Source organism: Aquicoccus sp. SU-CL01552, from assembly GCF_040365005.1.
In the GTDB taxonomy this organism is placed as follows: Bacteria; Pseudomonadota; Alphaproteobacteria; order Rhodobacterales; family Rhodobacteraceae; genus Antarcticimicrobium.
In genome coordinates, this window is sequence record NZ_BAABWV010000012.1 from 32,847 (window position 1) to 45,479 (window position 12,633).

13 protein-coding genes and 1 pseudogene are annotated in these 12,633 nt (G+C 66.2%); 5 read left to right on the forward strand and 9 right to left on the reverse strand.

Annotation, left to right across the window (positions count from 1 at the left end; all coding sequences use genetic code 11):
- Positions 1-35: 35 nt before the first annotated feature.
- The 4 genes from ABWV23_RS14115 to ABWV23_RS14130 all read right to left on the reverse strand — a co-directional run bounded on the left by ABWV23_RS14115 (position 36) and on the right by ABWV23_RS14130 (position 4,613).
- Positions 36-527: a flavin reductase family protein gene (locus ABWV23_RS14115; RefSeq protein WP_353348833.1), complete on the reverse strand. Its 492-nt coding sequence runs from the start codon at positions 525-527 to the stop codon at positions 36-38.
- Positions 524-1,453 (reverse strand): LysR family transcriptional regulator, encoded by a 930-nt coding sequence (locus ABWV23_RS14120; RefSeq protein ID WP_353348835.1) that lies wholly within the window; start codon positions 1,451-1,453, stop codon positions 524-526. Before ABWV23_RS14120 ends, ABWV23_RS14115 begins: the two co-directional genes overlap by 4 nt.
- A gap of 83 nt (positions 1,454-1,536) precedes the next feature.
- A complete protein-coding gene (locus ABWV23_RS14125; protein WP_353348837.1) occupies positions 1,537-2,745 on the reverse strand; it encodes an acyl-CoA dehydrogenase family protein in 1,209 nt (402 codons plus the stop codon).
- 170 nt (positions 2,746-2,915) lie between these two features.
- Positions 2,916-4,613, reverse strand: a complete 1,698-nt coding sequence (locus ABWV23_RS14130; protein ID WP_353348839.1) for an ATP-dependent acyl-CoA ligase — start codon at positions 4,611-4,613, stop codon at positions 2,916-2,918.
- 429 nt (positions 4,614-5,042) lie between these two features.
- Here ABWV23_RS14130 and ABWV23_RS14135 point away from each other — a divergent pair, with 429 nt between their 5' ends.
- Genes ABWV23_RS14135 through ABWV23_RS14145 form a run of 3 tightly spaced genes read left to right on the forward strand, consistent with a single transcriptional unit; the run spans position 5,043 to position 8,243 of the window.
- The gene (locus ABWV23_RS14135) at positions 5,043-6,203 is read left to right on the forward strand and encodes a thiolase family protein (protein WP_353348841.1); all 1,161 of its coding nucleotides are present in this window, start codon (positions 5,043-5,045) and stop codon (positions 6,201-6,203) included.
- Positions 6,200-7,450 carry an SDR family NAD(P)-dependent oxidoreductase gene (locus tag ABWV23_RS14140; RefSeq protein ID WP_353348843.1) on the forward strand — a complete coding sequence of 417 codons (1,251 nt, stop codon included), beginning with the start codon at positions 6,200-6,202 and terminating at the stop codon, positions 7,448-7,450. Before ABWV23_RS14135 ends, ABWV23_RS14140 begins: the two co-directional genes overlap by 4 nt.
- A 10-nt stretch (positions 7,451-7,460) precedes the next feature.
- The gene (locus ABWV23_RS14145; RefSeq protein ID WP_353348845.1) at positions 7,461-8,243 is read left to right on the forward strand and encodes a cyclase family protein; all 783 of its coding nucleotides are present in this window, start codon (positions 7,461-7,463) and stop codon (positions 8,241-8,243) included.
- A 29-nt stretch (positions 8,244-8,272) separates the two neighbouring features.
- On the opposite strand, the gene ABWV23_RS14150 is transcribed toward ABWV23_RS14145, so the two are convergent.
- Both ABWV23_RS14150 and ABWV23_RS14155 read right to left on the reverse strand, forming a co-directional pair.
- On the reverse strand, positions 8,273-8,872 hold the full coding sequence (locus ABWV23_RS14150) for a flavin reductase family protein (protein ID WP_353348847.1): 600 nt from the start codon (positions 8,870-8,872) through the stop codon (positions 8,273-8,275).
- A 116-nt stretch (positions 8,873-8,988) separates the two neighbouring features.
- Positions 8,989-9,921, reverse strand: a complete 933-nt coding sequence (locus tag ABWV23_RS14155) for a LysR substrate-binding domain-containing protein (protein ID WP_353348849.1) — start codon at positions 9,919-9,921, stop codon at positions 8,989-8,991.
- Between the two features lie 109 nt (positions 9,922-10,030).
- Here ABWV23_RS14155 and ABWV23_RS14160 point away from each other — a divergent pair, with 109 nt between their 5' ends.
- Both ABWV23_RS14160 and ABWV23_RS14165 read left to right on the forward strand, forming a co-directional pair.
- Positions 10,031-10,465 (forward strand): hypothetical protein, encoded by a 435-nt coding sequence (locus ABWV23_RS14160; RefSeq protein WP_353348851.1) that lies wholly within the window; start codon positions 10,031-10,033, stop codon positions 10,463-10,465.
- Between the two features lie 93 nt (positions 10,466-10,558).
- Positions 10,559-11,359, forward strand: a complete 801-nt coding sequence (locus ABWV23_RS14165; protein ID WP_353348853.1) for an SDR family oxidoreductase — start codon at positions 10,559-10,561, stop codon at positions 11,357-11,359.
- 55 nt (positions 11,360-11,414) lie between these two features.
- Here the strand turns inward: ABWV23_RS14165 and ABWV23_RS14170 are convergent.
- From ABWV23_RS14170 to ABWV23_RS14180, 3 genes and pseudogenes are all read right to left on the reverse strand, one after another.
- Positions 11,415-11,543 (reverse strand): annotated as a pseudogene (locus ABWV23_RS14170) (cytochrome c maturation protein CcmE); the annotation flags it as partial.
- A 44-nt stretch (positions 11,544-11,587) separates the two neighbouring features.
- On the reverse strand, positions 11,588-12,073 hold the full coding sequence (locus ABWV23_RS14175; RefSeq protein WP_353348855.1) for an invasion associated locus B family protein: 486 nt from the start codon (positions 12,071-12,073) through the stop codon (positions 11,588-11,590).
- Entirely contained in the window at positions 12,070-12,633 is a 564-nt protein-coding gene (locus tag ABWV23_RS14180; protein WP_353348857.1) for an invasion associated locus B family protein, read from the reverse strand. The genes ABWV23_RS14175 and ABWV23_RS14180 overlap by 4 nt, the downstream gene beginning before the upstream one ends.

A 12,633-nucleotide genomic window follows, 5' to 3' on the forward strand; every position in this document is an offset into this window, starting at 1 on the left:
CACCTGCGGCGCCCCTCACCGGGCGCCGCAATCCGTCAAACTGCCATTTGAAGGCGGTGAAAGCGCGATTGCGCATAGACCAGCGCATCTCCCTCCGCAAAGGTCGAATCCTCGATCCGTCCGATGAACACCCGGTGGCTGCCCGCATCGCTGTGCGAGGTGACGGTGCAGCACAGCGACACCAGTGCGTCCTGCAGCCGTGGCACACCGTGGTCGCTCTCCTCCCAGTCTCCCACGCCGAATTTCTCGGGCCCCTTGTGCCCCCGCGCCCCGGCAAAGGCCATGGCGATCTCGTCCGAGTCGCCGCCCAACAACTGAACGCTGAACTTGCCCAGCCGGGTAATCTCGGCACAGGTTTCGGTCTTGCGATTGACACAGACCAGCAGGCTCGGCGGCGTATCGGTGACCGAGCAGACGGCGGTGGCGGTGATGCCGCGGCGCCCATCACCCGAGCCGGTCGTGATCAGCGTCACCGCACCGGGGAAAAGCGCCATCGACTGACGGAAGATATCTGTGCTGATGGTCATGTTTCGTTGTCCTTTGCGGTCAGAGCGGTCTCGATCAGCGCGCGGAACCAGGTCAGGCCGGGGTCCGTTGCAAAGCTGTCATGCACCCAGAGTTTGATTGCGTAAGACGGCAGGTCGAAGGGCAGTTCACGCACCGCGAATCCCCCTCGTTCCTTGAGCCGCATGTGGATCGAGTTCGGAAAGATGGCGACGAAATCGGTCTGGCGCACCACCTCGGGCAAGACCGTGAAGTGTTCGAGGCGGGCCGTGGCGGCAAGGTTCAGGCCCTTTCTCTCCAGCGTTTCCCGCGCCAGGTGAAAGCCGGTGGCGGCACGGCTCACGTCGATGAACGACAGCCGGGCAAGGGTCTCTTCGCTCCAGTCCCCGTCAAGCGCGGGGTGCCCCTCGCGCATCAGGACGACCAGCCGGTCGTGGAACAGCAGGTTGCCGGTGCAGCGCCCCACCTCGAGATCGGGCAGGAACCCCAGCGCCAGGTCGACCTGCCCGCTGCGCAGCGCGCTTTCGATCTCGGCCGGGTCGATCCGCACCGAGGACAGGTTGGCATTCGGCGCTGCCTGTTCCAGCGCCGCCAGGATACGCGGCATGGCATAGAATTCACCGGTGTCCGACATCGCGATGCGAAAACGCCGGGTCGCGGTCTCGGGCGCAAAGCTGTGGGTGTCGTGGATCGTCTGCTCCAAAAGCGACAGCGCCTGCTCAAAGGGTTCGCGCAACCGCGTGGCGACTTCCGTCGGTTCCATCTGGTTTCCGACCCGCAGGAACAACGGGTCGGAGAACTGTTCGCGTAGACGGCGCAGCGCATGGCTGACCGCCGGTTGGGTCAGACCCAACCGCGCGCCGGCGCCGGTCAGGCTCCGGCTGTCCCAGATGGTCAGGAACACCTTGACAAGGTTCAGGTCAAACCGGGTGTGATGCAGGTTTTTCATGCCGGAATTCTGCCCCACTCCCCCGTTGAATGACAGGGGATGCAAATCGCGTGCCATCCGCCTCTCCTCGTCCTGCGCCCCGATCAGGGAAAGCCGCGCGGCGCGTCGAGACCGGCCAGCACGCGGCCCGCCCCCTCCATCGTGATGTCGGTAACGGCCGAGTGCTGGGTCACCACCATCGCGTCACGCAGGTATCGCTGCATCGGGTTCTGGCTTGAAATCACGCCCATGCCGGCGATCGTATAGCATTTCTGCACGACCTCGGCGCCGGACTTGGCGGCGTTGGTCGCGCTGAGCCGCAGCAGGTTGTTCAGCTTCAACGGCACCGGATCGCCCCGCAGCAGGTGCTCCCATGCTTCTTCCGCCGTCTCATAGAAGAACGCCCGCGCCGCGCGCAGCTTGGCCTCGCATTCGGCCAGCCCGCTCAGGAAATAGCCACGATCGCAAAGGCGGCTGTGCCCGACCTGGAGCTTCGCCGCGCCGGAGACAGATTTCGCCTGTTCGATCGCCGCCCGTGCAAGGCCCAGGTTGCAGGCGGCATGCACCTGCGCCTGATAGGCAAGCGCCGGGTACTTGTAGAGCGGCTCGTCGATCACGCCCGGCGCGCCGCGCTCGCAGATCCACGCATCCGCGTAGAACTTGTCGGTAACGGTGGTGTCGTGCGATCCGGTTCCCTGCATGCCCGAAACGTCCCAGGTCTCGATGATCTCGACCTCTTCGGCCGGGGCCACCGCCATCATCACGGTCGGCGGCGCATCGGGTTCCGCGCCCTGCGGCACGCCGGCGATGCCGACACCGATCCAATCGGCGCCCATGCAGCCCGAGGCGAATTTCCACCGGCCCGACACCCGCCAGCCGCCATCGACACGGGTCGCCTGCTGAACCGGGTGCAGACCGCCGGCGAACACCTGGTCGGGGCCATCGGCATACATGACTTCCTGCGCCTCGACCGGCAGCGCCGCCGTATAGGTATTGGCCGAACCAAAGGCCGCGACCCAGGCGGCAGAGCCGTCAACGGTGCCGATCTTGTCGATCATCTTGAGGAAATGATGCGGCGCCATCGCGTCGCCGCCGAATTTTTCCGGCGTCGCGGAGCGGAAGATCCGCGCTTTCTTCATCAGGTCGACCACGTCGCGCGGAACATGGCGCTTGGCCTCGAATTCGCCTTTCCGCGCGTCGATTTCCGCGAGCAGATGTTTGAACTCTGCAGTTTCCGTCAGCGTGGAAAAATCCACCGCGCTGTCGCCAGCGGCGCTCGCCCCTTTGAAATCCTTGTCGATGACCTGTTTCATCCGCGTGTTCCCTGTTCTGTTCTGATGACAGGAAACCCCGAAACTGTTTTATAATTCAAATTCATTGTCATTATTTTATCAATGAATCAAATTAATGCACGAGCTTCGCGCGGAGTTGCGTAAGGGGGCGGCACCGGTTTGCCACCGCCCCCTCCCCCTTTTCCGGGGTCTCAGCGCTTGACGGTGACGCCGGCGGCCTCGCGGTCCCAGGTGCTGTCGGTCACGCCCTGTTCGCGCAGCTTGAACTTCTGGATCTTGCCGTTTTCCGTGCGCGGCAGGTCGGCGCGGAAATCGACATAGCGCGGCACGGCGAAATAGGGCATCCGGGTTTCGCAATGGCGGATCACCGCCTCATGGGTCAGCGTCGCGCCCTCCTTGAGGACGATCGCCACCATCACCTCGTCTTCCGCCAGCTCCGACTGCACCGGGAACACGGCGGCGGTCGACACCGCCGGGTGGCTCAGCACCCCCTGTTCGACCTCGAAGGACGAGATGTTCTCGCCCCGGCGGCGAATGGTTTCCTTGATCCGGTCGACAAAGCGGAAATACCCGTCCGCCTCGCGCAGCACACGATCGCCGGTATGCAGCCAGAGATTGCGCCAGGTGCTGACCGTGGCCTCGGCCATGCCGAGGTACCCCAAGGCAAAGGCATAGGGTTCGACCGGGCGCAGCACGAGTTCACCCGCCGTACCGTCCGGCAGTTCGTAATCCTCGTCATCGACGACACGCGCCTCGAACCCCTCGGCCACGCGCCCCATGTAACCCGGCCGGACCGAATCCGCCTCGGTCTGGATGACGTTGTTCGACTCGGTCGATCCGAAGGCATCCAGCAGCAGGATACCGGTGCGGCGGGTGAATTCGTCATGGAACTGGGCCGGCACCCCCGGTGCCAGGGCGACGCGGCACCCGTGGTCGCGTTCTGCGGGCGTTTCGGGACGCGACAGCAGCATCGGAACCATCGCCCCGAGCAGATAAGTGACGTCGGCCTTGGACTCCTTGAGCATGTCGAAATACCGCGAAACCGAAAACCGGTCCGCCAGCGATTGCGTGCCGTCAAACACCAGCGCCTGGAAAAAGGTGTTGAGCGCGTTGGTATGAAACAGCGGCAACGTGGTGTGCAGCACGTCGCCCGCGCGAATGCCAAGCTGGCGCGCGGTGGTGATCGCCCACCAGAAGAACTGCTCGTGCGGGCAGATCACCCCCTTGGACAGGCCGGTGGTGCCGGAAGTGTACAAAACCGCGAGCGGATCGGAGGGTTTGACCGGTGCGGCGGCGACCGGTTCGGCCGGCGCCGGCAATGGGCGGGCGCCATGCGGCAGGCTGTCGTCGTCGGCGGCGTCAAGAACAAGGATATTCTCGAGCGGCAGCACCGAGAAATCCAGCGTGTCGAGCGCGTCGAGGAACTGCGGCTCGATGATCATCGCCTTGGCACCGGAGTTGGCCAGGATATGCTGCAACTGGAGCCCGCGCGATGCCGTGTTGATCGGCACAGAAACGGCGCCGACCCAGCCGATGCCGGCCAGCAGCGGCAGGAACGCCAGCCGGTTGCCGCAGATCATCGCGACGTGGTCGCCCTTGCCGATGCCCTCTGCCGCAAAGGTGCCACCCCAGCGCGCGGCGAGGTCATGAACCGCTGCGGCGGTCAGGCTGTCGTCACCGACGACAACCAGCGGCTGATCGGGGGCAACCCGCGCCCGCCGGGCGAGCAGTTCCGGCAGGCTTCGCATCCGGGGCGGGATGTCGCGTTCACGCGCCGCCGCAAGGGCATGCGCCTCGGCGCAATAGGTCTTGGCAGTCGCCGCGTCGAGCAGCGGGCAGGCCGCGCGGGCCTCGTCCGAAAAAGGCGTGGGGGTGAGGGATGTGGTCATGCGGTCATTCCTTTGCGGCGGTCATCGGTTGCCCGCGGCGATCAACGACTGGGGCGCCGCGCAAACTAGTACAACCTTAAAATAATTTGCCGCCCGGGCAAGCCTTATGCGCGCCGGGGCCTGCCGCAACGGTGGCAGTCACCCAAGGACAGGGGGGCGCGCCGACCGGCTTTTCGGATATCACGACACGATGGCGAATTAAAATATTATTAAATATCAATAATTCACGTATACCGACGCCCCGCTCCGATCCACAGAATGCGCCGGTCACTTTATGACCACGGCAGCGCGCGGACATGCCGCTGCCCTTCGGGGTGTGGCGACGAAATACGCGCAATGCTTGCTATTTTCCGCCCCGTTGGCCAGAATAATTTTAAACTGCAATCAAATGACTGCGAAGGCGATTCGCGGAAAAAGGAGAGGCATGCGATGAGGCGGGATTTCGACGGCGTTGTCGTGGCATCTCCGGTAAGCGTGCCCTACGCGCGCTTTTCCATCGAGACCGCCCAGTGGTGGGCCGGCGCGGCGCTGCGCGGGCTGACCGAGGCCTCGGGCATCTCGCACAAGGAGATGGACGGCCTCAGCGTGTCGTCATTCTCGTTGGGGGCCGACAGCGCGATCAGCCTGACCCAGCATTTCGGAATGACGGTGCGCTATCTCGATACGGTGCCGCTCGGCGGGGCCTCTGCCACGGTATCGCTGCGACGTGCGGCGCGGGCGGTACAGGCCGGCGATGCCGATGTGATCGCCTGCATCGGGGCCGACACCAACCACCCGGACTCGTTTCGCCAATCGCTTGAGAATTTCTCCCGGTTCGCTCAGGACGCGGTCTATCCGATGGGGTCCGGCGGCGCCAACGCCAGCTTCGCGCTCCTCACCCGCAACTACATGGCGCGCTTTGGCGCCACGCGCGAGGATTTCGCCCGGATCTGCGTCGCCCAGAGGGACAATGCGCTGAAAAATCCCAACGCCCTCATGCGCAAGCCGCTGACGGTCGAACAGTACATGACCGCCCGCCCGATCGCGGCGCCGGTTCACCTGTTCGACTGCGTGATGCCCTGCGCCGGGGCCGAGGCCTTTCTCGTCATGCGCGAGGAAACCGCCCGCGCCCAGGGGCTGACCTATGCGCGGCTGACCTCGGCGATCGAACGCCATCACAGCTTTCCCGAGGATCCGATCCAGATTCGCGGCGGATGGGCCGTCGACGTCGACGAGCTTTACGCCATGGCCGGGTGCACGCCCGGGGACATCGACGTCCTTCAGACCTATGACGATTACCCGGTGATCGTCATGATGCAGTTCGAAGATCTCAAGTTCTGCGCCAAGGGCGAAGGCCACGATTTCGTCCGCAGCCACGATCTGCGGATCGGCGGCGATTTCCCGCAGAACACCTCGGGCGGGCAGCTCTCTGCCGGGCAGGCCGGTGCCGCCGGCGGCCACCTCGGGCTGGTCGAGGCGATCCGGCAGGTGACCGGACAGGCGGGGCCGACGCAAGTGGCGCAGGCGAAACGCGCGATGGCGCTCGGCTTTGGCATGATCAACTATGACCGTGGCCTCGCATCGGCCGCCGTGATCCTGGAGGCCGCATGACCCGCGAACTTCTCCCACCGTCGAAAAAGAACCCGCTTGAGCGCAGCCAGGTCCCCTTGCGGCCGCCGGCGGCCCGGTCGGCCCCCACGCTCGGCCTGCTGATCGGCGCGACCCAGGGACGGTTCGCGCTTCAGCATTGCGACGGCTGCGGGCGCTTTCTCTACCCGGTGCGCGACGTCTGCCCCGACTGCCTGGGCCAACGGCTCTCTTTCCAGGACGCCCCGCGCGGTGGGGTGTTGTTGTCCGAAACCACGATCGACATCACCGCCGATCCCTATTTTCGCCGCCAGCCCGCACAGCGGCAGGGCCTCGTGCAGGCGGATTGCGGGGTGACGATGATCGCGCTGCTGCACCGCGACTGCCCGGCCGAGGGGCGCGTGCGCCTGTCGCTGATGACCGACCGCGCCGGCATGCCGGTGGTCTTTGCCCATCCCGAAACCGGAGGCGCCCCCCATATGGAAGACGACCCGGACTGGCGCGAACTGACCGCGCAGCCGAAATTCCGCCGCGTGCTGATCACCGATGGCCGCAGCCCGGTGGCCGAACCGCTGGCCCGGCAGTTGCTCAAGGCCGGCGCGCAAGAGGTTTTCGTCGGGGTGGCCGATCGCTGGAAACCCGCGCCCGGCGTCGATGCCCTGGGCGGGATCGAGGGGGTCACGCTTTGTGATCTCGACCTGCGCGACGAACGCTCGGTCACAGGTCTCGCAGCGGACCTCGCCGGGAAAACCGATATCCTGATCAACAGCGCCTATCATTTCCGCCCCGGCGGCCTGTTCGACGCCGGTCAGGTCCTGCGCGCCAAGGACACCCTGGACATCTGCGCCCTGGGCCTGCTGCGCCTTGCACAGGCCTTCGGCCCGGCGCTCATGGGTCGTGGCGGTGACGGCACCACGCGCAATGCCGCCGCCTGGGTCAACGTCCTGAGCATCTGGGCGCAGACCGGGCGCCCGGCCTCGGCGATCTTCGCGGCTGCGCAGGCGGCCGAACTGTCGCTGGCCCAATCCCTGCGCGGGGAACTGGCGCAGGGCGGCGTGCGCGTGATGAACGTCTTTGCCGGGGCGCTGGAGGACGAGTGGTTCGAGGATCTGCCGCCGCCCAAGACCGCGCCCGCCGCCGTTGCCCGGACGGTCGTGACCGCGCTCGAGCAGGGGATCGAGGACTCCTATGTCGGCCCCGACGCCGAGGAATTCCGCGCGCGCATGGCACGCAACCCGAAAGAGGTCGAACGCCTGATGTGGCAGGGCTGAGGAGATGGAAATGGATATTCTGACACGCCTGGCCTCATCGCTGACCGATGGCGCGGTGCGCCTCGTCGACCTGACGCGCACGCTGTCGCCCGATGATCCGACGATCATCATGCCACCGGAGTTCGGCCAGTCCTGGCCAGTCAAGATCGAGCGCATCTCGCGCTACGACGGGAACGGGCCGGCCTGGTACTGGAACAACATCAGCTTCGGGGAACACACTGGCACCCATTTCGACGCGCCGGTGCATTGGGTCACCGGGCGCGACCTGCCGAACAACACGGTGGACACGATGCCGCTCGCGCCGATGCTGGCGCCGGTCTGCGTGATCGACTGCACCGCCGAGGCCGAGGCCGACGCCGATTTCCTGCTGACGCGCGATCATATCCTCGCGTGGGAGGCCCAACACGGCAAGATCCCGGCGGGCAACTGGGTCTTCATGCGGACCGGCTGGGGCAACAAGACCGGCGCGGCCTATGCCAATCTCGACGCCGAGGGCGCCCATACGCCGGGCCCCGACGCCGATGCGATCCGCTTCCTTGTCGAAGAGCGCGATATCCTCGGCTTCGGCACCGAAACCATCGGAACCGACTGGGGCCAAGGCGGCCACCTGACCCCGCCGTTTCCCGCCCACCATTACCTGCACGGGGCCGGGAAATACGGGCTGCAGTGCCTGACCGGGCTCGAAGCGTTGCCGCCGACCGGGGCGATGATCCTGGCGGCCCCGCTCAAGATCCTCGCCGGCTCGGGCAGTCCGCTGCGCGTGGTGGCGCTGGTTCCCGGCGGCCCGGACTGAGGCGCCGCAGGCGCCCCGCGCCGCTGCCCTTATCCCAGGCTGAACCGGTCGCGGGTGGTCGCGAAAACCGCCCCGCCCAGCCGACCGAGCGCGTCGATCTTTTCCGGGTCGACATGCAGGCGCTCGTTCACAGCCTCTTGCCGCACGAAAAGCCCGCGCACGGTTCCGATCAGGATGTCGCGCGCCGGCCCGAGGTCGAGGCGCTGGTCAAAGGTGCATTCCATCGCCACCGGCGCCGCGCTCAGACGCGGGCAGTCGATGAACGTCCCGGGCACGCTCTCCAGCCCATTCAGCGCGATTTCATCCACCTCCGGCGCGCTCGGGCCGGCCACGGCCTGCACCGCGTCCGCCAGCGCCACATCCGGGATATGCAGGGTGAAGACGCCCGTGGTCAGGATGTTCTGCGCGGTGTCCTTGCGGCTGCCGTCCGCGCGCGGCTCGACCCCGACGGCAACGGTCGCCGGGTGATGGCTCAACACCCCGAAAAAGCTGAACGGCGCCGCGTTGTCGACGCCATCGGCCGAGCGCGTGGTGATCAGCGCGATCGGACGCGGGATCACCACGCCGCTCAGCAATTTATAGGCATCCGCACTCGCAAGCGCGGTCAGGTCGAATTCTTGGAATGGCACGCGTTCGGGCTCCTGTCGGGGATTTCGGCGACCTTACGGAAGTGGCGCGTATCAGGGAAATGAATTGGCCGAATGCGCCCAATCAGCCGGGTTCATCACCCCCCTCCCCGACGGGTTCAAACCGCGTCGAACAACGGCTCCGGCCCCACGGCCCGCGCCTGTTCCCCCAGAACCGCCAAAAATTCGGCCAGAACCGGCGAGTCCTCATCGCGCCGGTGCAGCACGTGCAGCTCCTGCGTCACGTTCAGATCGGCAACGGGGGCAAAGCACACCCCATGCGGCGGGCGCCAGACCTGCATCGCGTTCGCCAGCCCGAGGCCCGATCCCATGCTCACCAGCGCCAGCATCTCTGCCTCGTTCATCGGGTCCGAAATGAAGGTCGGTTCACCCCCCGCACGCACCAACGCGGCGTTCAGATCGTCAAACAGCTTGGGGCTCGCCAGCCGCTGGAACCCGATGAGCGGATAACCAGTCAGATCCCGCACCCGGATTTCCGGCAGGTCGAGCAACGGGCACCCCTCAGGCATCGCCAGAACAATGGGAATCGAGGCCAGCCGGATCGACACAAGGTCCTCGACCTCCAACGGGTTGTAGAGAATCGCCGCGTCCAACTGCCTCTGGCGCAATCGCTCCAACTGTGGCGCGGTCGGCATGGTCGACAAGGACACGTCGACATCCGGCACCCGTTGGCGGTATTCCCGCAGCGCATCGGGAACAAGGCCCTGCCAGGCCACGCTCTCGATCAGCCCCAGCCGCAAAGTCCCGTGGCGGCCCTCGGCGGCCAACCGCGCCCGGCCGACACCGGCTTGCGCCTGCACCTCGAGCGCCTGCATCTCGGTCAGCATCACCTGCCCGGCCGGGGTCAGGCGCACGCCCCTTGGCAACCGCTCGAACAGGTCAAACCCCAGTTCGGTTTCCAAAAGCCGCACCTGCCTGCTCAGCGCCGGCTGGGCAATGCGCAGGCGGCTGGCGGCCCGCCCGAAATGCTCCTCTTCGGCGACGGCGATGAAGTACCTGATTCTTCTTGGCAACATGGCGACCAATACCATTTTGGCATCAATTCAACCAATCATTTGAATTGGAACGGCTTTGTCGCATCGTGCGACAAGGGACAGGACCACGTGACCACGCCCGCGCCGGCGGGCCGAAAGGACCGGAATGATTGATCCACATTGCCATACCAGCAGCATCAAGGTGAACAAACCGGCCGAGGTCGTCTTTGACCTGATGTCCGACGGCGTGAAACAAGGTGGCTGGGCCTGGGGCAGCTTTGACCGCGAGGATGTGGGCGACGGTATCTTCGCCGGCACCTCGGTGTTCAACGGAGTGCGGACCTTCGTGCGGCTGGACGCGGACAGGGCGCGCCTGCTGGTCGACTATGACGTCGGTCCATCCAAATCGGCGCTGCGCTTTCGCAACAGCGCCCGTGTCCTGCCGGGCGCGACGCTGGGCCACGCGGCCGACAGCTGCGTCGTCACCCTCATGACATGGCGCCTGGCCGATCAGGACGACGCCGGCTGGACACAGATCTCGACGGTCCACGAGGCCGAGATGTACCTCATTCGCGGACTGGCGGAACGCGATCCGCAATAGGATCCCGGACCGGGGCGGGCCACCATTGACCGGCCCCTCACGCGGATGGCCCCGCCAACACCATTCGAACCAGAACAAGAAAGGGAACAGATCATGGATCTGACCGGGAAAGTTGCGCTCATCACCGGCGGCACCCACGGGCTGGGCGGCACCATCTCGCAGGAACTTCACGCCGCCGGCGCCAAGGTCCTGATCACCGGGATCGAGGATGACCAAGGCGCGGCGCTGGCCCGCTCTCTGGGCGAGGGTGCGGCCTATCGCCGGATGGACCTTGGGCAGGATGGCGATATCGACGCTGCGCTGGATGACTGCAAGTCCCGGTTCGGCCGGCTCGACATCGTCGTGCACAACGCCTGTTCCTACCTCGACGAGGGGATCGGGACCGCACGCGCCGACTGGTTGACCTCGCTGAACATCAACGTCGTCGGCGCCGCCGTGCTGATCGACAAGGCACGGGGTCTCCTGACCGCCCCGGGGGGCGTCGTGGTGCTGATCGGAAGTGTCTCGGCCAAGTCGGGCAGCCGGACGCGCGGCCCCTATTCCGTCAGCAAGGCGGCCATCGCGCAACTGATGAAGCTCTCCGCCGTGCAACTGGGACCCGATGGCAATCGCGCGGTCAGCGTCACCCCCGGCTGGACTTGGACACCGCCGATGGAGGCGATGACCGACGGCGACCGGACCATCGCCGACAAGGCCGGCGCCGAGGTCAACCTGCTGGGCCGCGTGGGCCGGATGAAAGAGGTGGCCAACGCGGTTGTCTTTGCATCCTCCGACGCCGCGTCCTGGATTACCGGTTGCGACATTCCCGTGGATGGCGGCTTTACCGCGCTTGGCCCGGACCGGGGGTTCGGCCCCCGCCACTGGTGCGGCCTGATGTCGGATCAGGGCGACTAACGCCCGTCAGGGTCGGCGACCATGGGCAGAAAACCTCATGATCGCGCCGCCGCTGTCAGGCGGATAAGCTTTCGCCCGGCTCCACGTAGACGCCCTGTTCCTTCAGCGCGTCCACGACCTCACTCGGCATGTTGGTCCCATCGCGTTTGGCAAGGATTTCCGCGGCCTCGAACACGCCGTTCACATGGCAATTGCATTTCTCAGGCCCGGACAAGAACCGTGACGGCGTTACCGGGACGTGCAGGCACGGGCCGCGCGAAACCCTGCGGTCACCCCCATCAGCGAGACCGGAAAGCTCAGCCTCCGGGCCCCCGGCGTCGGCACGAAGGCAAGCTCGATGCGCCTCCGCGCCCGCAACCCGTCGAGTTCCTGTTCGGTGACATGAACCTGTGCAAGGCAGGTGTCCCGGTTGCAGGTCTGCCAGATCAGGGGCACGGCCCGGTCGGCCCCGGGGTGGCGATAGACGGCGCGGTCGGCGATCGACGCACCGACCGGCACCCGGACCGAGAGGAGCGCCCCCCCCTCGGCAACCGGACTCAGATAAAGATCGGCCAGCACGAGCCCCGCCTCCGGGGCGATCGCGCGATACTGCAGGACACAGCCCTGCCCCGTTGCCGCCAACAAAGTCCAGTCCGCGAACCTTCGGGCCTCCTGCGCACCGGCGCAGACAGCACCCGCAATCACCACGCCGGCAGCGAGGAGAGCGCCCCTCATTCAGTGGCAGCCCCCCGGGCCTCGGCCAGGGCATCAAGCCCGGCGGCCATGCCGGCCACGGACATCGAAAAGACCACCGGTTCGGCGCTCAGCCCGGGCCGATACCCCGCAACCACGCCCTTTTCACTCGCCTCGATGGTCGCGAGGTCCTCGGGGGAAAGCTCGATCAGGGCCTCGCACAACTTGGCACTGCACGATTGCCAGATGAACCGGGTCTCCTCGGTTGCCTCTGCCGGGCGCATGGCAAAGCCGGCCGGGAAATAGACCCCGTTCGGAACCCGCGCGGCCAGATAGCGCTTGCTGTCGTCGGCGTTCGAAAACGCCAGCACCTCGGCCAGAAAACCGCCGTCACCACTACGCACGAGCCGTTGCGTCAACACGCAAGAGGTCTTGTTGACGCCCAGCGCCTGGCAATTCACCGTCCAGGCCCCGAAGCGGCTGCCGTTCACCACATCCTTGGCCGCCGCGTCCGCGGATTGCGCCCGCGCTGCGGGCTGTCCCAGCACGGCCAGGGCCGCCAGGAATGCCGTTGCCGCGGCGCGTGTCAGAAATCTCGTCAT

What these genes read in the sequence shown, in the direction of transcription:
- ABWV23_RS14145 (WP_353348845.1), top strand. Translation starts at nt 7,461, where the DNA reads ATGGATATTCTGACACGCCTGGCCTCATCGCTGACCGATGGCGCGGTG.
- ABWV23_RS14155 (WP_353348849.1), bottom strand. Translation starts at nt 9,921, where the DNA reads ATGGTATTGGTCGCCATGTTGCCAAGAAGAATCAGGTACTTCATCGCC.
- ABWV23_RS14165 (WP_353348853.1), top strand. Translation starts at nt 10,559, where the DNA reads ATGGATCTGACCGGGAAAGTTGCGCTCATCACCGGCGGCACCCACGGG.
- ABWV23_RS14120 (WP_353348835.1), bottom strand. Translation starts at nt 1,453, where the DNA reads ATGAAAAACCTGCATCACACCCGGTTTGACCTGAACCTTGTCAAGGTG.
- ABWV23_RS14180 (WP_353348857.1), bottom strand. Translation starts at nt 12,633, where the DNA reads ATGACGAGATTTCTGACACGCGCCGCGGCAACGGCATTCCTGGCGGCC.
- ABWV23_RS14130 (WP_353348839.1), bottom strand. Translation starts at nt 4,613, where the DNA reads ATGACCACATCCCTCACCCCCACGCCTTTTTCGGACGAGGCCCGCGCG.
- ABWV23_RS14135 (WP_353348841.1), top strand. Translation starts at nt 5,043, where the DNA reads ATGAGGCGGGATTTCGACGGCGTTGTCGTGGCATCTCCGGTAAGCGTG.
- ABWV23_RS14175 (WP_353348855.1), bottom strand. Translation starts at nt 12,073, where the DNA reads ATGAGGGGCGCTCTCCTCGCTGCCGGCGTGGTGATTGCGGGTGCTGTC.
- ABWV23_RS14140 (WP_353348843.1), top strand. Translation starts at nt 6,200, where the DNA reads ATGACCCGCGAACTTCTCCCACCGTCGAAAAAGAACCCGCTTGAGCGC.
- ABWV23_RS14115 (WP_353348833.1), bottom strand. Translation starts at nt 527, where the DNA reads ATGACCATCAGCACAGATATCTTCCGTCAGTCGATGGCGCTTTTCCCC.
- ABWV23_RS14125 (WP_353348837.1), bottom strand. Translation starts at nt 2,745, where the DNA reads ATGAAACAGGTCATCGACAAGGATTTCAAAGGGGCGAGCGCCGCTGGC.
- ABWV23_RS14160 (WP_353348851.1), top strand. Translation starts at nt 10,031, where the DNA reads ATGATTGATCCACATTGCCATACCAGCAGCATCAAGGTGAACAAACCG.